Raw genomic sequence first — 20,654 nt, forward strand, 5'->3', positions numbered from 1 at the left:
ACTACACCTGCACCCACTGTACGACCGCCTTCACGGATCGCAAAGCGCAGACCTTCGTCCATCGCAATCGGTGCAATCAAGGTCGCAACCATCTGTACGTTGTCGCCTGGCATCACCATCTCAACGCCTTCTGGCAGCTCACATGCACCTGTTACGTCCGTAGTACGGAAGTAGAACTGGGGACGGTAGCCTTTAAAGAATGGCGTGTGACGACCACCTTCGTCCTTGGACAGAATGTAAACCTCTGCTTCGAACTTAGTGTGTGGCTTCACAGAACCGGGCACCGCCAGTACCTGACCACGCTCAACGTCTTCACGCTTAGTACCACGCAGCAGAACACCAACGTTCTCACCAGCACGGCCTTCGTCTAGCAATTTGCGGAACATCTCAACACCGGTACAAACAGTTTTCTGTGTGTCACGGATACCAACGATTTCCAGCTCGTCACCAACTTTAACAATACCGCGCTCAACACGACCAGTCACAACAGTACCGCGACCAGAGATTGAGAACACGTCTTCTACTGGCATCAGGAAGGCCTGATCAATAGCACGCTCGGGCTCAGGGATGTAGCTGTCCAGAGTCTCTACCAGTGTCTTAACAGCAGTAGTACCCAGACCGTTGTCGTCTTCGCCGTTCAAAGCCATCAGTGCCGAACCACAGATGATTGGCGTGTCGTCACCGGGGAAGTCGTACTGGTCAAGCAGCTCACGCAGCTCCATTTCAACCAGCTCTTTCATCTCTTCGTATTCTTCTGAGTCAGCACCGCCACAGTCTTCAGCCAGCAGGTCTGCTTTGTTCAGGAACACAACGATGTAAGGAACACCTACCTGACGCGACAGCAGGATGTGCTCACGGGTCTGAGGCATTGGGCCATCAGTGGCGCCACATACCAAGATAGCGCCGTCCATCTGTGCAGCACCGGTGATCATGTTTTTCACATAGTCAGCGTGCCCAGGGCAGTCAACGTGTGCGTAGTGACGCTCAGGAGAGTCGTATTCTACGTGTGAAGTAGCAATAGTGATGCCACGCTCTTTCTCTTCCGGTGCGTTGTCAATACCATCGTAGGCAACTGCAGCACCACCCCATACCTCGGCGCATACGCGTGTCAGCGCCGCTGTCAGCGTGGTTTTACCATGGTCAACGTGACCGATGGTGCCCACGTTGACGTGGGGCTTATTACGTTCAAACTTTTCCTTACTCATGTTAAGTCACCTCTATGAGATAGCTGAAAATTAATGTGTTACGTTTTTGGAAATAATTTCCTGAGCGACGTTGTTCGGCGCCTCGGAGTACTTATTGAACTCCATGGTGTAAGTCGCACGACCCTGAGTAGCCGAGCGGAGATCTGTGGCATAGCCAAACATCTCTGCTAGAGGCACCTCTGCATCGATCACCTTACCGGAGACAGTATCTTTCATCCCCAGGATCAAACCGCGGCGACGATTGAGATCGCCTACCACATCACCCATATTTTCTTCTGGGGTGACAACCTCTACTTTCATGATCGGCTCAAGCAACACGGCGCCACCATCTGTGGCTAAGCGCTTGGTTGCCATGCTTGCCGCAATTTTGAACGCCATTTCATTGGAGTCCACCTCATGAAACGAACCATCATATAACGTGGCTTTCAGACCCAGCAGGGGGTAACCCGCCAGTACGCCGTTTTGCATCTGCTCTTCGATCCCTTTCTGTACAGCAGGGATGTATTCGCGCGGCACGGTACCGCCAACCACTTCATTAACGAACTCGAGACCTTCGGCATTGGCGTCTTCACCTGGCTCAAACTTGATCCAGACATGACCATATTGGCCACGACCACCCGACTGGCGAATGAACTTACCCTCAACTTCAGCAGTGTTGCGAATGGCTTCGCGATACGCCACCTGAGGCTTACCGATATTCGCCTCAACACTGAACTCACGGCGCATACGCTCAACGAGGATATCTAAGTGCAGCTCACCCATACCTGAGATAATAGTCTGGCCAGTTTCAGGATCAGTCTTAACCCGGAACGAGGGGTCTTCCTGAGCCAACTTACCCAGTGCGACACCCATCTTCTCTTGGTCTGGCTTGGAGCGCGGCTCAACTGCCACCGAAATAACCGGCTCAGGAAACTCCATACGCTCCAACACGATCGGCTCCGCGATGTCACAGAGAGTATCCCCTGTGGTCACATCCTTCAGCCCTACCGCTGCAGCAATATCTCCTGCCAACACCTCTTTAATTTCTTCCCGGCTATTGGCATGCATCTGAACCATGCGGCCGACACGCTCTTTCTTTTGCTTAACCGAGTTGAATACCGCTGTACCGGAGTCCAACCTGCCCGAGTAAACACGGAAGAAGGTCAGGGTACCCACGAATGGGTCCGTAGCAATCTTAAATGCCAACGCAGCAAATGGCGCTGTGTCATCGGCTTCACGCGTGGCGGGGGTTTCATCTGCATCTAACAGAGTACCCTCAATAGCGTGCACCTCGGTCGGCGAAGGCATGTAGTCAATCACCGCATCGAGAACGGCTTGCACGCCTTTATTTTTAAAGGCGGAACCACCCAGGACAGGAACAATTTCATTGGCCAGGGTCCGCTTGCGAATACCGAACTTAATTTCCTCTTCGCTCAGCTCAGTCCCTTCGAGATACTTATCCATCAACTCGTCTGTGGCCTCAGCCGCAGTCTCGATCAGGTATTCACGCATCTCAGCCACTTCATCGGCAATCTCGGCTGGTATATCACCATACTCAAAGCTGATGCCCTGATCGGCCTCGTTCCAGAGAATGGCTTTGTTTTTAACCAAATCCACCACGCCGCGGAAGTTTTCTTCAGCGCCGATAGTCATTTGCAGCGGTACCGGATTGGCCGCAAGGCGATCTTTAAGCTGCTGAATTACCGACTTGAAGCTAGCGCCAGAGCGGTCCATCTTGTTGACGAACACCATGCGCGGCACTTCGTACTTGTCGGCCTGACGCCACACAGTTTCAGTTTGTGGCTGTACACCTGACGAGGCGCACAAGACCACCACGGCACCATCCAGAACACGCAGTGAACGCTCTACTTCAATAGTAAAGTCTACGTGCCCCGGGGTGTCGATGATATTGATGCGGTGCTCATCGTACTGCCCATTCATCCCACGCCAGAAACAGGTCGTCGCAGCAGAGGTGATCGTAATCCCCCTCTCCTGCTCCTGCTCCATCCAATCCATGGTGGCTGCGCCATCGTGCGTCTCACCCAGCTTGTGTGACAAACCAGTGTAAAACAGTACACGCTCAGTGGTTGTGGTCTTACCAGCATCCACATGCGCGCAGATACCGATATTCCGATATCTTTTGATAGGAGTCTTTCGCGACACGATTAAGTCCCCAATAGCAACCAGTTGGTTTAGAAACGGTAGTGCGAGAATGCTTTGTTGGCTTCTGCCATACGGTGCACGTCTTCACGCTTGCGAACTGCGTTCCCTTTACCCTGAGAGGCATCGAGAATCTCACCAGCCAGACGCTGACGCATAGACTTCTCACCGCGCTTACGCGCGAATTCAACCAGCCAGCGCATAGCCAGAGCCACACGACGGGCAGGACGCACTTCAACCGGCACCTGGTAAGTTGCACCACCTACACGGCGAGACTTAACCTCTACCATTGGTGCAATGTTTTCCAGCGCCTCATCAAAGGCTTCCATAGGATCTTTGTTCAGCTTTTCACGAACGATATCCAGAGCACCATAGACAATGGTCTCTGCGACAGATTTTTTACCACTGACCATAACGTGGTTCATGAACTTTGCCAGCGTGACGTTGCCGTATTTAGGATCTGGCAGAATTTCTCGCTTAGCGACTACTCTTCTTCTTGGCATGTTTTTGCCCTTCTATATCTTCAGGTTAATCCGAACACCATGCTGCCACATCTTAAAGGCGGGGGAGGCAGGGTTTCGGCCTTACTTACATCGTATGCTGTGGGAAACGCGTACGAACTTGCCTAGTTAGCTATGTGCTACTTAGGGCGCTTGGTACCGTACTTGGAGCGACCGTTACGACGGTCTGCTACACCAGAGGTATCCAGGCTGCCACGCACGGTGTGATAACGCACACCTGGCAAATCCTTTACACGACCGCCGCGAATCAATACCACACTGTGCTCCTGCAGGTTGTGGCCTTCACCACCGATGTATGAGGAAACCTCATAACCATTGGTGAGACGCACACGGCAGACTTTACGCAGTGCAGAGTTCGGCTTCTTCGGGGTCGTTGTGTAGACGCGAGTACATACACCGCGGCGCTGCGGACAGCTTTGCAGCGCGGGCACATCACCTTGCTCTACTTTGCGCTTCCGAGGCTTACGAACCAATTGGTTGATCGTTGCCATTCAGTTAGAACTCCAAAAAAATATTTCGTTTAGTTTTAAGATCTTGCGACCTTCTCCAAGGCGATCCATTACCGCCCTCCCCGGCACCAGCCTAAGCTCTACAATAGAAGAACCAACCCGGCAAGCGAAAACACCCCGAGGAAAGAGGACGCGGATTCTACATCTGGGGCTATAATGAGTCAAGCACCTGCTGCAAACGCCCCTAGACGCGCGCTGCCCGCTAGACTTGTTCAAAAGTGGGCGAATTACACAAGATAAGCCCTCCCAACTGGCCATTTTTTGCTGTAGTCTTGCGGCGGAATTTTATGACCAATTTATAAACACTTGGGAAGCACAATGTCTGACTTATCTCTATACCGAAATATCGGAATCTTCGCCCACGTCGATGCTGGTAAAACCACCACTACCGAGCGCATCTTGAAGCTTACCGGCAAGATCCACAAGGCTGGGGAAACCCACGATGGTGAATCTACCACGGACTTCATGGAGCAGGAAGCCGAGCGCGGTATCACCATTCAATCAGCAGCAGTGAGCTGCTACTGGAAAAATCACCGCTTTAACGTCATCGACACCCCAGGGCACGTTGACTTCACCGTTGAAGTTTATCGCTCACTTAAGGTACTCGATGGTGGCATCGGTGTTTTCTGTGGCTCCAGCGGCGTTGAGCCGCAGTCCGAAACGAACTGGCGCTACGCCAACGAGTCTGGCGTTGCGCGTCTTATCTTCGTTAACAAACTAGACCGCATTGGTGCCGACTTCTTAAAAGTTGCCGATCAAATCACCAACGTTCTTGCTGCACGCCCTTTGATCATGACTTTACCGATTGGCAGCGAAAGCAATTTCACTGGTGTGGTCGATCTCCTGACTCAGCAAGCATACGTCTGGGACGACTCAGGCATCCCTGAGAACTTCACCGTGGGCGAAGTGCCCGCCGACATGGTTGATGATGTTGCACAGTACCGTGAAGAGCTGATTGAAACAGCTCTAGAAATGGATGACGACCTGCTGATGGCTTACATGGAAGGTGAAGAGCCTTCTATTGACGACATCAAGCGCTGCATCCGCAAAGGTACACGCGACCTAGCTTTCTTCCCCACCTACTGCGGCTCTGCTTTCCGCAACAAAGGTATGCAGTTAGTACTTGACGGTGTTGTCGACTACTTGCCATCGCCGACTGAAGTCGACCCACAGCCGCTGACCGACGAAGAAGGCAACGAAACTGGCGAATACGCAATTGTCAGCGCTGACGAACCGCTGCGCGCGCTAGCCTTTAAAATCATGGATGACCGCTTTGGCGCACTCACCTTCGTCCGCGTTTACTCCGGTAAGCTGAAAAAGGGCGATACCGTTTTAAATAGTTTCACCGGCAAAACCGAACGTATTGGCCGCATGGTTGAAATGCACGCCAACGATCGCAACGAACTCGAGTCAGCTCAGGCCGGCGACATTATTGCTATCGTTGGTATGAAGAACGTCCAGACCGGCCACACGCTTTGTGATCCCAAGCACCCCTGTACCTTGGAAGCGATGGTATTCCCCGAGCCAGTAATCTCTATTGCTGTTGCTCCTAAGGACAAAGCTGGCGCTGAAAAAATGGGCGTCGCTATTGGCAAAATGGTTGCCGAAGATCCCTCGTTCCGCGTTGAAACTGACGAAGACTCCGGTGAGACCATCCTTAAAGGCATGGGCGAATTGCACTTGGATGTTAAAGTCGACATCCTCAAGCGTACCTACGGTGTTGAGCTGGAAGTTGGTAAGCCACAGGTTGCATACCGTGAAACTATCAGCCAAATGGTTGAAGACAGCTACACTCACAAGAAGCAGTCTGGTGGTTCTGGTCAGTTCGGTAAGATCGATTACCGCATTAAGCCCGGCGAACCTGGCTCTGGCTTTGCCTTCTCCTCAACTGTTGTAGGCGGAAACGTGCCTAAGGAATTCTTCCCTGCAATTGAGAAAGGCTTCAAGGTCATGATGGCTGAAGGCCCAGTTGCTGGCTTCCCTGTGCTGGACGTTGAGATTGAGCTCTTCGACGGTGCCTTCCACGCTGTTGACTCATCGGCAATTGCTTTTGAGTTGGCTGCCAAGGGTGCCTTCCGTCAGTCTATGCCTAAAGCTAGCCCACAGCTGATCGAACCGATCATGAAGGTAGACGTGTTCACACCGGAAGATCACGTTGGTGATGTTATTGGTGACCTAAACCGTCGCCGCGGCATGATCAAGGCTCAAGATCCAGGTGCCACTGGCGTGCGCATCAAGGCGGAAGTTCCGCTGTCAGAGATGTTTGGCTATATTGGCCATCTGCGTACAATGACTTCAGGCCGTGGTCAGTTCTCCATGGAGTTCTCGCACTACCTACCCTGCCCTCAAAACGTATCAGAGACAGTTATCGCCGAAGTTGCCGAGCGCAAGAAGAAAGCCGGTTAAGCGAGCTCTCAGATCAGCTAAAAAGCCGGCCTCTGTGCCGGCTTTTTTGTGCCTGTTAATTCCTTCTGTATCAGGCTAAAGGCCCAATCGATCAACAATGGCGCAAAAAAAAGGCCCGCCCCAAAGGGGCGAGCCTATTAGCATGTGCCTTATTCCGCCGCTAGCAGCGACGTCGGTACTGCAGCGACTTAGCTGTCGGCTTGCAGGGCCTCGGTCAGTGCCGCTTCGATCTCCTGCGCCGACACACTCATCTCTGAATCACCTTCACGGTTACGCTTGCGCTCCGCGTGGTAAGCCAGACCGGTACCAGCTGGGATCAAGCGACCCACTACAACGTTCTCTTTCAGGCCGCGCAAGTAATCGCGCTTACCTGTAACAGCTGCTTCAGTCAGTACACGGGTGGTTTCCTGGAAGGAAGCCGCGGAAATAAAGCTCTCTGTCGCCAGCGATGCCTTAGTGATACCCAGCAACTCACGCTCACCCGCTGCAGGCACTAAGCCCTCAGCCATCAAGCGCTCGTTTTCTTCCAGCAAGCGAGTGTACTCAACCTGCTCGCCTTTGATCAGGCTAGAATCACCAGAAGAGGTAATAACAACTTTACGCAGCATCTGGCGAACAATCACCTCAATGTGCTTGTCGTTAATCTTCACACCCTGCAGGCGGTAAACTTCCTGAATCTCATTGACGATGTACTTAGCCAACTCTTCAATGCCTTTGAGGCGCAGAATGTCGTGCGGGCTGTGTGCGCCTTCCGACACAATTTCACCCTTTTCAATCTGCTCACCTTCAAACACCGAGAGGTGACGCCACTTGGGAATCAGCGCTTCGTAGTGATCTGACCCATCTGGCAAGGTTGAGCCATCCGTTGGTGTAATGACCAGACGACGCTTACCTTTGGTTTCCTTACCGAAGCTAACGGTACCGGAGATTTCCGCTAGGATAGCGGGCTCTTTCGGCTTACGTGCTTCAAACAAGTCGGCCACACGTGGCAGACCACCAGTGATGTCACGGGTCTTAGAACCTTCCTGCGGAATACGGGCAATCACGTCACCCATGCCCACTTTAGCACCATCATTCAAGCTCACTAGCGAGTGAGCAGGCAAGAAGTAGTGCGCGGGTACGTTAGTACCGGCCAGGCAAAGCTCTTCACCATTTTCATCAACCAGGGTAACCGCTGGGCGCATATCTTTACCCGCCACTGGTCGCTCACCGACGTCCATCACTTCGATCGAGGACAGACCTGTGAGGTCGTCCGTCTTACGGGTAATGGTCACACCCTCATCCATCGCCGAGAACTTCACGATACCGTCTAGCTCAGTGATGATCGGGTGCGTGTGTGGATCCCAGTTAGCCACAACTTCGCCAGCGCTAACTTCGTGGTCGTCTTTAACCTTAATCACAGCGCCGTAAGGTAGCTTGTAGCGCTCACGCTCACGACCTACCTTGTCTAGTACCGATAGCTCACCCGAACGCGATACGGCGATCAGGGAGCCGTCAGCGCGGTCTACTGTCTTCACGTTGTGCAGACGTACCACACCGTCGTTCATCACTTGGATGTTGTCTTGCGCAGTCTGCCGTGATGCCGCACCACCAATGTGGAAAGTACGCATCGTCAGCTGTGTACCCGGCTCACCGATCGACTGGGCAGCAACGACACCAATGGCCTCACCCATATTGACCTTGTGACCGCGAGCCAAGTCGCGGCCGTAACAGGTAGAGCAGATACCGTGACGGGTTTCACAGGTAATCGGTGAGCGTACCTCAATCTCATCGATACCCATTTCTTCCAGGCGGGTAATCCACAACTCATCGAGCATGGTGCCAGCAGTAAGGGCAATTTCATCTTCGCTGCCAGGCTTGAGCACATCCTTGGCTACGATTCGACCCAGCACTCGATCACCGAGAGACTCAATGATGTCGCCACCCTCAATGACCGGAGTCATCAACAGGCCGGCATCGGTACCACAGTCAACCTCTGTTACTACTAAGTCTTGCGCCACGTCAACCAGCCGACGCGTCAGGTAACCTGAGTTAGCTGTTTTCAGTGCGGTATCAGCCAGACCCTTACGAGCACCGTGGGTCGAGATAAAGTACTGCAGTACGTTCAGACCTTCACGGAAGTTAGCCACAATCGGCGTTTCAATGATCGAGCCATCGGGCTTAGCCATCAGGCCACGCATACCCGCGAGCTGTCGAATCTGTGCAGGCGAACCACGAGCACCGGAGTCAGCGTAGATAAATACCGAGTTAAAGGAAGCTTGCTCCTCTTCCTCACCATCGCGGTTGATAACGGTTTCCTTAGACAGGCCTTCCATCATCGCCTTGGACACTAGGTCGTTGGCACGCGACCAGATATCGATCACTTTGTTGTATTTCTCGCCCTGAGTCACCAGACCCGCAGCGAACTGATCTTCGATCTCTTTTACTTCAGCGTCGGCACGTTCAACCAACTCTGCTTTGGCAGTGGGAATTTCAAAATCGTTAACGCCAATAGAAGAACCTGAGCGAGTGGAGTACTCGTAACCGGTATACATCAATTGGTCGGCAAAGATAACCGTCGCCTTCAGACCTACCACTCGGTAGCACTGGTTAATGATGCGGGAGATAGCCTTTTTGGCCATATCCTGGTTAACCATTTCGTAGGCGATACCGCTGGGCACAATTTCCCACAGCAAGGCACGGCCGACAGTAGTGTCAGCAATAAAGGTACGCTCCTGCTGCTCACCTTGCTCAGAAACCACCATCTCAGTGATACGCACGCGCACTCGAGCCTGCAGATCAACGTGACCGGCTTTGTAGGCGCGGTGCACTTCAGAGACATTGGCAAAGGCCATGCCTTCACCCTTGGCGTTGATCCGCTCACGGGTCATGTAGTACAGACCCAAGACCACGTCCTGTGAAGGTACGATAATCGGCTCACCGTTGGCCGGAGACAAGATGTTGTTGGTCGACATCATCAAGGCACGGGCTTCCAGCTGCGCTTCGATGGTCAGTGGTACGTGTACCGCCATCTGGTCACCGTCGAAGTCAGCGTTGTAGGCAGCACAGACCAGCGGGTGCAGCTGAATCGCTTTACCTTCAATCAATACTGGCTCAAATGCCTGAATACCCAAGCGGTGCAAGGTCGGGGCGCGGTTAAGCAGTACCGGGTGCTCGCGAATAACCTCAGCGAGAATATCCCAAACTTCTGGTGGCTCACGCTCCACCATTTTCTTGGCTGCTTTAATGGTGGTCGCCAAACCACGAGCTTCCAGCTTGCCAAAAATGAACGGCTTAAACAGCTCGAGAGCCATCTTCTTCGGCAGACCACACTGGTGTAGGCGCAGCGCGGGGCCGACAACAATAACCGAGCGGCCAGAGTAGTCGACTCGCTTACCGAGCAAGTTCTGACGGAAACGACCCTGCTTACCTTTGATCATGTCGGCCAAAGATTTCAGGGGACGCTTGTTGGAACCGGTAATCGCGCGACCGCGACGGCCGTTGTCGAGCAGGGCGTCAACCGACTCCTGCAGCATACGCTTTTCGTTGCGCACAATGATGTCCGGCGCATTCAGATCCAGCAGACGCTTTAGACGGTTGTTGCGGTTGATCACACGGCGATACAGGTCGTTCAGGTCTGAGGTCGCAAAGCGGCCGCCGTCCAGTGGCACCAGTGGACGCAGGTCCGGTGGCAGCACCGGAAGTGCGGTCATCACCATCCACTCAGGCTTGTTGCCAGAGCTAGCAAAAGCTTCCATCAACTTAAGGCGCTTGGACAGCTTCTTGATCTTGGTTTCTGAGTTGGTAGCAGGAATTTCTTCGCGAAGACGGGCAATTTCCTCCGGCAAGTCCAGCTGAACCATCAGGTCCTGCACGGCTTCAGCACCCATTTTGGCGACGAACTCATCACCGAACTCTTCCATTGCTTCGTAGTACTGCTCATCGGTCAACAACTGACCCAGTTCCAGGGTCGTCATGCCAGGTTCAGTGACCACATAAGACTCAAAGTACAGTACGCGCTCAATGTCACGCAGAGTCATATCAAGCAGCAAGCCAATGCGTGAAGGCAGTGACTTTAGGAACCAAATGTGCGCTACAGGGCTAGCGAGTTCAATATGAGCCATGCGCTCACGACGAACTTTAGCCAGCGCCACTTCAACGCCGCACTTCTCACAGATTACACCGCGGTGCTTAAGGCGCTTGTATTTGCCACACAGGCACTCGTAATCTTTTACTGGGCCAAAAATCTTGGCGCAGAACAAGCCGTCACGCTCTGGCTTGAAGGTACGATAGTTAATAGTCTCCGGCTTTTTAACTTCACCGAATGACCAGGAGCGAATCATCTCCGGGGACGCCAAACCAATACGAATGGCATCAAATTCTTCTGTCTGTCCCTGGGACTTGAGCAGATTAAGTAAGTCTTTCAAGGTCTTTCCTCCGCGAGGTTTTCCTTCCGGCGGATGGCTGAGCCATCCTGCCACGAGTCTTTAAGTTGTCGGTTGTTCTGTTGCTATTGTCACCTCCGTTGTTACGGCCCCCTTGTTCAGCTCTCAAGGGGCCCCGGCTTTGTTAAGCCGGGGTGACAGAGCGCAACGCATTACTCACTTTCTAGGTCGATATCGATCCCCAGTGAGCGGATTTCTTTAACCAACACGTTGAAGGACTCGGGCATCCCCGGCTCCATACGATGGTCACCATCGACAATGTTCTTGTACATCTTAGTACGACCGGCCACGTCGTCCGATTTAACCGTCAGCATTTCCTGCAGGGTATATGCAGCACCGTATGCTTCCAGTGCCCACACTTCCATCTCACCGAAGCGCTGACCACCGAACTGAGCTTTACCACCTAGCGGCTGCTGAGTCACCAAGCTGTAAGAACCTGTGGATCGGGCGTGCATCTTGTCGTCTACCAAGTGGTTCAGCTTCAGCATGTACATATAGCCGACTGTCACTGGGCGGTCAAAAGCTTCACCTGTACGTCCATCATACAGGGTAAACTGACCGGACTCTGGCATATCAGCCAGCGTCAGCAGTTCCTTGATCTCTGGCTCTGTGGCACCGTCAAATACTGGCGTGGCCATCGGTACACCGCCGCGCAGGTTGCCCGCGAGCTCCATGATCTCGTCATCTGATAGTGACTTGAGGTCTTCTTGGCGCCCTTTTTCACGGTTGTTGTAAATCGCTTCAAGGAACTTGCGCACCTCGGCAACTTTACGCTGCTCTTTAAGCATCTCGTCGATCTTATCGCCAAGACCTTTAGCAGCCATGCCCAAGTGAGTTTCAAGTATCTGACCCACGTTCATCCGCGAGGGTACACCCAGTGGGTTGAGTACGATATCAACTGGCTCACCATTGGCATCATGGGGCATGTCTTCTACCGGCATAATGACCGAGATCACACCCTTGTTACCGTGACGTCCGGCCATCTTGTCACCCGGCTGGATGCGGCGCTTAATTGCCAAGTAGACCTTGACGATTTTCTGTACGCCAGGCGCCAAGTCATCACCGCTTTGCAGCTTGCGCTTCTTATCTTCGAAGCGCTCTTCCAGCAGCTTGTTTTGCTCATCTAGCTGACGCTTAGCTGAGGCCAAGGCCTCATTCAGCTCGCTATCTGAAAGCTTGAGCTTAAACCATTGCTCGCGGTCCAACTCAGCCAGAACTTTGTCACTCAGGCTGGTGCCTTTAGCTAGGCCTGCGCCACTGACAGTAGTACTGCCCTTGAGCATGGTCGCTAGGCGAGCGAAAGTAGCCTCTTCGTAGATGCGATACTCTTCTTTGAGGTCCTTGCGGAAGTCATCTAGCTGGCTCTTTTCGATCTGCAGTGCACGGGCATCTTTCTCAATGCCGTCGCGGGTGAAGACTTGTACGTCAATCACTGTGCCCTTGGTGCTAGTTGGTACACGCAGGGAGGTGTCTTTAACGTCGGAAGCCTTTTCACCAAAGATCGCACGCAGTAGCTTCTCTTCCGGTGTCAGCTGGGTTTCACCTTTGGGTGTCACCTTACCTACCAGAATATCACCGGCTTCAACTTCAGCACCGATATAGACAATACCGGACTCGTCCAGCTTGGCTAAGGCACTTTCACCGACGTTGGGAATATCAGCAGAAATTTCTTCCGCGCCCAGCTTGGTGTCACGGGCGATACAGGTCAGTTCCTGAATGTGAATGGTGGTGAATCGATCTTCTTTTACAACACGCTCGGACACCAAGATGGAGTCCTCAAAGTTGTAACCATTCCAGGGCATGAAGGCGATACGAATATTCTGACCTAGGGCCAGTTCACCCATGTCGATAGAGGGGCCGTCAGCCAGAATGTCGCCGCGCTCAACCACATCGCCCTTGCGAACAATAGGACGCTGGTTAATACAAGTATTTTGGTTTGAGCGGGTGTACTTGGTCAGGTTGTAAATATCAACCGGCGCCTCGTCTTTGCCCACGTCTTTGTCGTTAACACGCACTACGATACGGCTGGCATCAACTGAGTCGATCACGCCAGAACGCTTAGCCACGGCACACACGCCTGAGTCACCGGCGACGTAGCGCTCCATACCGGTACCCACCAGTGGCTTATCAGCCTTCAGTGTAGGAACCGCTTGACGCTGCATGTTCGAGCCCATCAGCGCTCGGTTAGCATCGTCGTGCTCAAGGAAAGGAATCAAAGCAGCAGCGACCGACACCACCTGCTTGGGTGATACGTCCATGTAGCCCACTTCGATTGCCGGCTTCACAGTGAATTCGTTCATGTGACGCACGTTAATCAGCTCTTCGACGAAGCGGTTGTCTTTGTCCACTTCGGCCGAGGCCTGAGCAATTACATATTCAGCTTCGTTAATCGCTGACAGGTATTCAATTTCATCGGTTACCTGACCATCGACCACCTTGCGATAAGGGCTTTCAAGGAAGCCGTAATCGTTGGTGCGAGCATAGGTCGCCAAGGAGTTAATCAGGCCGATGTTGGGGCCTTCTGGGGTTTCAATGGGACACACACGACCGTAGTGGGTGGGGTGTACGTCACGCACCTCAAAACCGGCGCGTTCCCGAGTCAAACCGCCTGGGCCAAGAGCCGACACACGGCGCTTGTGAGTCACTTCCGACAGCGGGTTGTTCTGGTCCATAAACTGTGACAGCTGACTGGAACCAAAGAACTCCTTCACTGCAGCCGATACGGGCTTAGCGTTGATCAGATCCTGGGGCATCAAGCCTTCGCTTTCAGCCATAGACAGGCGCTCTTTCACCGCACGTTCAACACGCACCAAGCCAACTCGGAACTGGTTCTCTGCCATTTCGCCGACGCTACGTACACGGCGGTTACCGAGGTGATCGATATCGTCGACAATGCCTCGGCCATTACGGATATCAACCAAAGTACGCAGCACAGCTACGATATCTTCACGATCCAAAATGCCAGAACCGGTCACTTCTTCGCGACCTAGGCGGCGGTTGAACTTCATTCGACCGACATTCGATAGGTCGTAGCGATCGCTGGAGAAGAACAGATTCTGGAACAGGTTTTCCGCAGATTCTTTGGTCGGCGGCTCACCAGGACGCATCATGCGGTAGATCTCTACCAGCGCCTCAAGTTCATTGCGAGTAGTATCCTGACGCAGTGTGTCAGAGATGAAGGGACCGCAATCGAGCTCGTTAGTGTAGAGCGTCTCGATGGTTTTAACTTTGGCTTCGGTCAGTTTAGCCAGGGTTTCCTCAGACAGCAGAGTGTTGCACTCCACCAGCACTTCACCGGTCTTCTCATCGACTAAGTTTTTAGCCAAGGCACGGCCATAGAGGTAGTCAGCCGGGATTTCTAGCTCTGTAATATTGCCTTTTTCCAGCTCGCGGATATGGCGAGCAGTGATGCGACGGCCTTCCTCTACGACAACTTTCTTGCCAACTTTAATATCGAAAGAGGCGACATCACCACGCAGGCGCTCTGGAATCAGCTCCATCTTGTAGTTGCCGTTCTTGTCGATAGTGAAGGTGTTCACATCGTAGAACATGTCCAGAATTTCTTCGGACTCATAACCCAGGGCGCGCAACAGAATGGTTGCCGGCAGCTTACGACGGCGGTCAATACGCACGAATACTAGGTCTTTAGGATCGAACTCAAAGTCCAGCCATGAACCACGGTAAGGAATCACTCGAGCTGAATACAGTAGCTTGCCTGATGAGTGGGTCTTACCTTTATCGTGATCGAAAAACACACCTGGGGAGCGGTGCAGCTGGGAAACGATCACTCGCTCGGTGCCATTGATAACGAAGGTACCGTTATCAGTCATCAAGGGGATCTCCCCCATGTAGACTTCTTGCTCTTTAATGTCTTTGATGGCTTTGCTGGCTGAGTCTTTGTCGTAAATAATCAAACGTACTTTGACGCGCAGCGGGCAGGAGTAGGTCACTCCTCGCAGCTGACACTCACTGACGTCAAACACCGGTGTACCCAGTGCGTAATCAACATATTCTAGTGCCGCATTGCCGCTGTAGCTGACGATGGGGAAGACAGATTTAAAGGCGGCGTGTAAACCGTAGTCACCGCGCTCATCGAGTGGAGTTCCCTGCTGGGTGAACTTCCGATATGAATCCAGTTGGATCGCAAGCAGGAACGGTACGTCCATGACATTCGACAGATCGCCGAAGTCCTTGCGAATGCGTTTTTTCTCAGTGTACGAGTATGCCATCAGTACTCCCCAGCGTATTTAGCCATCCGCCACAGGGGCGGTTTAACAGCCCCTCAGCGGGCTGCAATCAGGCCGAAGCAGCAGATGCTGCCAGCCCTAAAAATTCTCTTTGCTTGAAGCGGGAAAAGGCCGGCGAGCAAATTGCCCACCAGCCTTGTCCATGTTTGGCCGTAACCAAACCAATGCAGAACTTACTTGAGTTCTGCAGCGCCGCCGGCTTCTTCCAGCTGCTTTTTGATGTCTTCGGCTTCTTCTTTAGAAGCGCCTTCCTTGATTGGGGAAGGTGCGCCGTCAACCAGGCCTTTGGCTTCTTTCAAGCCCAGACCAGTTACTGCACGAACAACCTTGATGACGTTAACTTTCTTGTCACCAGCAGATGTCAGGATAACATCAAACTCAGTTTGCTCTTCAGCAGCGCCGCCAGCGTCGCCGCCAGCTGCTGCAGGTGCTGCAGCTACAGCTGCTGCTGCAGTTACACCGAACTTCTCTTCCATTGCTTCGATGAGCTCAACGATTTCCATTACGCTCATTTCAGAAATTGCATTCAAAATGTCGTCTTTTGACAGAGCCATGACTCATTTCTCCTAGTTAGCTGATAAAAATAGTGTGAATAGAAGCTTAAGCCGCTTCTTTCTGATCGCGTACTGCTGCCAGTGTGCGAACCAATTTTCCAGGTACTTCGTTCATTGTCTGTACCAGCTTGGTTGTCGGCGCCTTCATGACACTCATCAGCATAGAGAGTGCTTGATCACGCGTCGGCAACTTAGCTAGAACATCCAACTGTTCCGCACCCAGCATTTGGCCGCTCACCGCCAGTGCCTTCACCTCGAACGCTTTATGGTCCTTGGCGAAATCCTTAAAGAGTCGAGCTGCTGCGCCTGGATCTTCCATCGAAAATCCAAACAGAGACGGACCTACCAGTGCTTCGTTTACGCACTCGTAGTCTGTTCCAGTCAAGGCACGCTTTGCCAAGGTGTTACGAATAACACGCAGTGTTACGGCATTTTCGCGCGCATCTTTACGCAGAGCTGTCATCCCGTCCACGCTCACGCCACGTGCATCGGCGATTACGAGAGACAGGGCACTGGTGGCAGTCTCGTTAACTTCAGCAACGATCGCTTTCTTGTCTTCGAGTCCAATTGCCACTGGTAATACTCCTGGGTTGCTAAATTAAGCACCGCTAAGGCTATAGCGGGTGCCGTTTGCGTGGTGAACGTATCCACCATCTGCGTAGGTTTTGATCTCACTCGGGAGTTAATACTCTCGTGCTTGATCGCAATTAAGTCCGTGCTGTAAGCTACCAACACAGTCTCCTACGGTCTTTGATGACCTTCAGTACTTCAGCTAAATAGGCAGGTGTCCAACTCGACACACACCTGAGCCTGCTCCAAAGACCTCAAAGTAGACCAATTCAAACCCGATAAGGTTCATCCTCGGTCAACTAACTTCCCATCCTTGAGAAGCTTTGAGAAACCGCCCCTTGTGAGGGCGGCTTGATCAATCGTGTTACGCGTCTACTGACGCTGTATCGACAGATACACCTGGCCCCATTGTGGTGGACAGAGTGATCTTCTTCAAATACACACCTTTCGCCGCAGCTGGCTTAGCCTTACGCAGGTCAGCCAGAACCGCTTGCAAGTTACCCTTGATAGCGTCTGCTTCGAAACTAATTTTGCCGATACCGCCGTGAATGATGCCATTCTTGTCGGTGCGGTAGCGGATCTGACCCGCTTTAGCGTTTTTAACCGCTGTTTCAACATCGGGTGTCACGGTGCCAGTTTTGGGGTTAGGCATCAGACCACGGGGGCCGAGCAACTGACCCAACTGACCAACAACGCGCATAGCATCCGGAGAAGCTACAACCACGTCAAAGTCCATCATGCCGCCTTTGATCTGTTCGGCCAGATCTTCCATGCCGACAAAGTCAGCACCTGCAGCTTGCGCTTTCTCAGCATTTTCACCCTGAGTGAACACAGCAACTCGCACATCAGAACCAGTACCGTGGGGCAGTGTGGTCGCACCGCGAACGGCTTGATCAGATTTACGAGCGTCAATACCAAGGTTCACAGCCACTTCGACAGTTTCATTAAACTTAACTGTGGCAAACTCTTTCAGCAGTGCTACTGCCTCATCAAAAGCGTAAGCTTTGCCTGGCTCAACCTTCTCGCGAAATGCGCGTACGCGCTTAGACAGCTTAGCCATTAGTTCACTCCTTCTGTATCGATACCGGCGGAACGGGCACTACCGGCGATGGTGCGTACAGCGGCATCCATATCAGCAGCTGTCAGGTCGGGCCACTTTTGCGTAGCGACTTCTTCGAGCTGTGCACGGGTTACCTTGCCCACCTTATTGGTGTTCGGGGCACCGGAGCCTTTCTTGATATTGGCCAGCTTGCGCAGCAAAACTGCCGCAGGCGGAGTTTTCTTGATAAAAGTGAAGGAGCGGTCACCATAAACAGTGATCACTACTGGAGTCGGCAGACCGGGCTCCATGCCCTGAGTCTCAGCGTTAAACGCCTTACAAAACTCCATGATATTAACACCGTGTTGACCCAGTGCTGGACCAACTGGTGGACTTGGGTTGGCCTGGCCAGCAGGCACCTGAAGCTTGATATAAGCTTGGACTTTCTTCGCCATGTTAATACTCCCGGGTGCAAACGCCGTCGTACTTGTGGCCTTGGCCGCTCTAGTACTCGGGCTCCCCATTGGGGCGACCGAAGTCGCCGTTGAACGTTACCCTTCGTCAGCACCGCTTGCGCGAGCTATTACTTTTCATTGTGCGGGTTATTCACAATGAACCCCTTGGCAGGGGCAAATTCTGTTTGCCTTAGGCTTAGGCTTTCTCTACCTGGCTAAACTCAAGCTCTACCGGCGTAGAACGGCCAAAAATCAACACCGCCACATTCAGGCGGTTTTTCTCGTAGTTGACCTCTTCGACAACGCCATTGAAGTCGTTGAAAGGACCGTCTATCACGCGCACCATTTCGCCCGGCTCAAACATTGTCTTCGGACGCGGCGCTTCAACACCCTGCTCGACTCGCTGCAAGATTGCCTGTGCTTCAGCTTCGGTAATCGGCGCCGGCGCATCAGCCTTACCACCGATAAAGCCCATCACTCGGGGCGTTTCTTTAACTAAGTGCCAGGTGCCGTCATCCAGCTCCATTTGAACCAAGACATAACCAGGAAAAAACTTGCGCTCACTGCGACGCTTCTGACCAGCGCGCATCTCAACCACTTCTTCGGTGGGAACTAGCACATCACCAAAGCGGTCCTGCATATTGTGAAGCTCGATGCGCTCCTTCAGGGCAGCTGCAACTTTCTTCTCGTAACCTGAATAGGCGTGTACCACGTACCAACGCATTGCCATTGGATGAGCCTTCTCGTCCTACTAACCAATCACCAGCGCCACCAACCAGCCCAACAGGGAGTCTAAGCCCCAGAGCAATAGCGCCACCAGTAATACGAATGCCACCACTATCAGGGTGGTCTGTACGGTTTCCTGCCGAGTCGGCCAGACAACCTTGCGAATTTCGGTTCGCGAACCTTTAACTAGGGTCCAGAATGCATCGCCTTTTGCAGTCTTCAGGGCAACCAATCCAGCCACAACGGCCAGTGCAACAATGCCCAGCACGCGATACAGCAGCGACTGATCGGAAAAATAGCTATTGCCGACGATACCCACTGCAAGCAGGGCGAACACTATGATCCACTTTAGCGTATCAAAGCGGCTTGCGTTCGTTTCCACACTCATCAATACATCCTTTGTCTGGGCAACCACCTCTCTGTGGCGCCCCCTGCCATATATGGCAGGCCAGGAGGGAATCGAACCCCCAACCTGCGGTTTTGGAGACCGCTGCTCTGCCAATTGAGCTACTGGCCTAAACTTTACTAACTCTCACTTGAGACAACGAAGCCGAACTACCTATTGCGGTGGCTCGGCTTGGTCACTCTAAGGGGAAACCCCGAGGGCTTCCCCGCATTACTTCAGATCAGCGATCTTACTCGATAATCTTGGCGACTACACCTGCACCCACTGTACGACCGCCTTCACGGATCGCAAAGCGCAGACCTTCGTCCATCGCAATCGGTGCAATCAAGGTCGCAACCATCTGTACGTTGTCGCCTGGCATCACCATCTCAACGCCTTCTGGCAGCTCACATGCACCTGTTACGTCCGTAGTACGGAAGTAGAACTGGGGACGGTAGCCTTTAAAGAATGGCGTGTGACGACCACCTTCGTCCTTGGACAGAATGTAAACCTCTGCTTCGAACTTAGTGTGTGGCTTCACAGAACCGGGCACCGCCAGTACCTGACCACGCTCAACGTCTTCACGCTTAGTACCACGCAGCAGAACACCAACGTTCTCACCAGCACGGCCTTCGTCTAGCAATTTGCGGAACATCTCAACACCGGTACAAACAGTTTTCTGTGTGTCACGGATACCAACGATTTCCAGCTCGTCACCAACTTTAACAATACCGCGCTCAACACGACCAGTCACAACAGTACCGCGACCAGAGATTGAGAACACGTCTTCTACTGGCATCAGGAAGGCCTGATCAATAGCACGCTCGGGCTCAGGGATGTAGCTGTCCAGAGTCTCTACCAGTGTCTTAACAGCAGTAGTACCCAGACCGTTGTCGTCTTCGCCGTTCAAAGCCATCAGTGCCGAACCACAGATGATTGGCGTGTCGTCACCGGGGAAGTCGTACTGGTCAAGCAGCTCACGCAGCTCCATTTCAACCAGCTCTTTCATCTCTTCGTATTCTTCTGAGTCAGCACCGCCACAGTCTTCAGCCAGCAGGTCTGCTTTGTTCAGGAACACAACGATGTAAGGAACACCTACCTGACGCGACAGCAGGATGTGCTCACGGGTCTGAGGCATTGGGCCATCAGTGGCGCCACATACCAAGATAGCGCCGTCCATCTGTGCAGCACCGGTGATCATGTTTTTCACATAGTCAGCGTGCCCAGGGCAGTCAACGTGTGCGTAGTGACGCTCAGGAGAGTCGTATTCTACGTGTGAAGTAGCAATAGTGATGCCACGCTCTTTCTCTTCCGGTGCGTTGTCAATACCATCGTAGGCAACTGCAGCACCACCCCATACCTCGGCGCATACGCGTGTCAGCGCCGCTGTCAGCGTGGTTTTACCATGGTCAACGTGACCGATGGTGCCCACGTTGACGTGGGGCTTATTACGTTCAAACTTTTCCTTACTCAT

Annotated in this window: 14 protein-coding genes and 1 tRNA gene; 1 reads left to right on the forward strand and 14 read right to left on the reverse strand. The window is 52.9% G+C overall.

The genetic code is table 11. The features are described 5' to 3' along the window. The 4 genes from tuf (H2508_RS00035) to rpsL form a co-directional block, all read right to left on the reverse strand. Positions 1-1,205, reverse strand: a 1,205-nt coding sequence (gene tuf, locus H2508_RS00035; RefSeq protein ID WP_182168377.1) for an elongation factor Tu, incomplete at its 3' end; no start/stop codon positions are given. A gap of 30 nt (positions 1,206-1,235) precedes the next feature. Further along, positions 1,236-3,347: an elongation factor G gene (gene fusA / locus H2508_RS00040; protein WP_182168378.1), complete on the reverse strand. Its 2,112-nt coding sequence runs from the start codon at positions 3,345-3,347 to the stop codon at positions 1,236-1,238. A 29-nt stretch (positions 3,348-3,376) separates the two neighbouring features. After that, positions 3,377-3,847 carry a 30S ribosomal protein S7 gene (rpsG, locus tag H2508_RS00045; protein ID WP_182168379.1) on the reverse strand — a complete coding sequence of 157 codons (471 nt, stop codon included), beginning with the start codon at positions 3,845-3,847 and terminating at the stop codon, positions 3,377-3,379. A 137-nt stretch (positions 3,848-3,984) separates the two neighbouring features. Beyond that, positions 3,985-4,356 (reverse strand): 30S ribosomal protein S12, encoded by a 372-nt coding sequence (gene rpsL / locus H2508_RS00050; protein WP_182168380.1) that lies wholly within the window; start codon positions 4,354-4,356, stop codon positions 3,985-3,987. A 336-nt stretch (positions 4,357-4,692) separates the two neighbouring features. On the opposite strand from rpsL, the gene fusA (H2508_RS00055) reads away from it, so the two are divergent. Next, complete coding sequence (fusA, locus tag H2508_RS00055; protein WP_182168381.1) at positions 4,693-6,780, forward strand: elongation factor G; 2,088 nt, start codon at positions 4,693-4,695, stop codon at positions 6,778-6,780. 188 nt (positions 6,781-6,968) lie between these two features. Here the strand turns inward: fusA (H2508_RS00055) and rpoC are convergent, their stop codons facing one another. The 10 genes from rpoC to tuf (H2508_RS00105) form a co-directional block, all read right to left on the reverse strand. Continuing rightward, a complete protein-coding gene (gene rpoC / locus H2508_RS00060) occupies positions 6,969-11,186 on the reverse strand; it encodes a DNA-directed RNA polymerase subunit beta' (RefSeq protein ID WP_182168382.1) in 4,218 nt (1,405 codons plus the stop codon). Positions 11,187-11,356: 170 nt separating this feature from the next. Beyond that, positions 11,357-15,433 carry a DNA-directed RNA polymerase subunit beta gene (rpoB, locus tag H2508_RS00065; protein WP_182168383.1) on the reverse strand — a complete coding sequence of 1,359 codons (4,077 nt, stop codon included), beginning with the start codon at positions 15,431-15,433 and terminating at the stop codon, positions 11,357-11,359. A 191-nt stretch (positions 15,434-15,624) separates the two neighbouring features. Continuing rightward, positions 15,625-16,005, reverse strand: coding sequence for a 50S ribosomal protein L7/L12 (rplL, locus tag H2508_RS00070; protein WP_182168384.1), 381 nt, complete (start codon positions 16,003-16,005; stop codon positions 15,625-15,627). Between the two features lie 46 nt (positions 16,006-16,051). Next, complete coding sequence (gene rplJ / locus H2508_RS00075) at positions 16,052-16,579, reverse strand: 50S ribosomal protein L10 (RefSeq protein WP_182168385.1); 528 nt, start codon at positions 16,577-16,579, stop codon at positions 16,052-16,054. 360 nt (positions 16,580-16,939) lie between these two features. Further along, on the reverse strand, positions 16,940-17,635 hold the full coding sequence (gene rplA / locus H2508_RS00080) for a 50S ribosomal protein L1 (protein WP_182168386.1): 696 nt from the start codon (positions 17,633-17,635) through the stop codon (positions 16,940-16,942). After that, complete coding sequence (rplK, locus tag H2508_RS00085; RefSeq protein WP_182168387.1) at positions 17,635-18,069, reverse strand: 50S ribosomal protein L11; 435 nt, start codon at positions 18,067-18,069, stop codon at positions 17,635-17,637. The genes rplA and rplK overlap by 1 nt, the downstream gene beginning before the upstream one ends. A 196-nt stretch (positions 18,070-18,265) precedes the next feature. Next, on the reverse strand, positions 18,266-18,799 hold the full coding sequence (nusG, locus tag H2508_RS00090) for a transcription termination/antitermination protein NusG (protein ID WP_182168388.1): 534 nt from the start codon (positions 18,797-18,799) through the stop codon (positions 18,266-18,268). Positions 18,800-18,820: 21 nt separating this feature from the next. Then, the gene (gene secE / locus H2508_RS00095) at positions 18,821-19,183 is read right to left on the reverse strand and encodes a preprotein translocase subunit SecE (protein WP_182168389.1); all 363 of its coding nucleotides are present in this window, start codon (positions 19,181-19,183) and stop codon (positions 18,821-18,823) included. Between the two features lie 53 nt (positions 19,184-19,236). Then, a tRNA-Trp gene (locus tag H2508_RS00100) sits at positions 19,237-19,312 on the reverse strand. A gap of 118 nt (positions 19,313-19,430) precedes the next feature. After that, entirely contained in the window at positions 19,431-20,654 is a 1,224-nt protein-coding gene (tuf, locus tag H2508_RS00105) for an elongation factor Tu (RefSeq protein ID WP_182168390.1), read from the reverse strand.

The sequence above is a fragment of the Sediminihaliea albiluteola genome (assembly GCF_014077625.1).
In the GTDB taxonomy this organism is placed as follows: Bacteria; Pseudomonadota; Gammaproteobacteria; order Pseudomonadales; family Halieaceae; genus Sediminihaliea; species Sediminihaliea albiluteola.

What these genes read in the sequence shown, in the direction of transcription:
- rplK (WP_182168387.1), bottom strand. Translation starts at nt 18,069, where the DNA reads ATGGCGAAGAAAGTCCAAGCTTATATCAAGCTTCAGGTGCCTGCTGGC.
- rpsG (WP_182168379.1), bottom strand. Translation starts at nt 3,847, where the DNA reads ATGCCAAGAAGAAGAGTAGTCGCTAAGCGAGAAATTCTGCCAGATCCT.
- rplA (WP_182168386.1), bottom strand. Translation starts at nt 17,635, where the DNA reads ATGGCTAAGCTGTCTAAGCGCGTACGCGCATTTCGCGAGAAGGTTGAG.
- rplL (WP_182168384.1), bottom strand. Translation starts at nt 16,005, where the DNA reads ATGGCTCTGTCAAAAGACGACATTTTGAATGCAATTTCTGAAATGAGC.
- rpoB (WP_182168383.1), bottom strand. Translation starts at nt 15,433, where the DNA reads ATGGCATACTCGTACACTGAGAAAAAACGCATTCGCAAGGACTTCGGC.
- nusG (WP_182168388.1), bottom strand. Translation starts at nt 18,799, where the DNA reads ATGGCAATGCGTTGGTACGTGGTACACGCCTATTCAGGTTACGAGAAG.
- secE (WP_182168389.1), bottom strand. Translation starts at nt 19,183, where the DNA reads ATGAGTGTGGAAACGAACGCAAGCCGCTTTGATACGCTAAAGTGGATC.
- fusA (WP_182168381.1), top strand. Translation starts at nt 4,693, where the DNA reads ATGTCTGACTTATCTCTATACCGAAATATCGGAATCTTCGCCCACGTC.
- tuf (WP_182168390.1), bottom strand. Translation starts at nt 20,654, where the DNA reads ATGAGTAAGGAAAAGTTTGAACGTAATAAGCCCCACGTCAACGTGGGC.
- rpsL (WP_182168380.1), bottom strand. Translation starts at nt 4,356, where the DNA reads ATGGCAACGATCAACCAATTGGTTCGTAAGCCTCGGAAGCGCAAAGTA.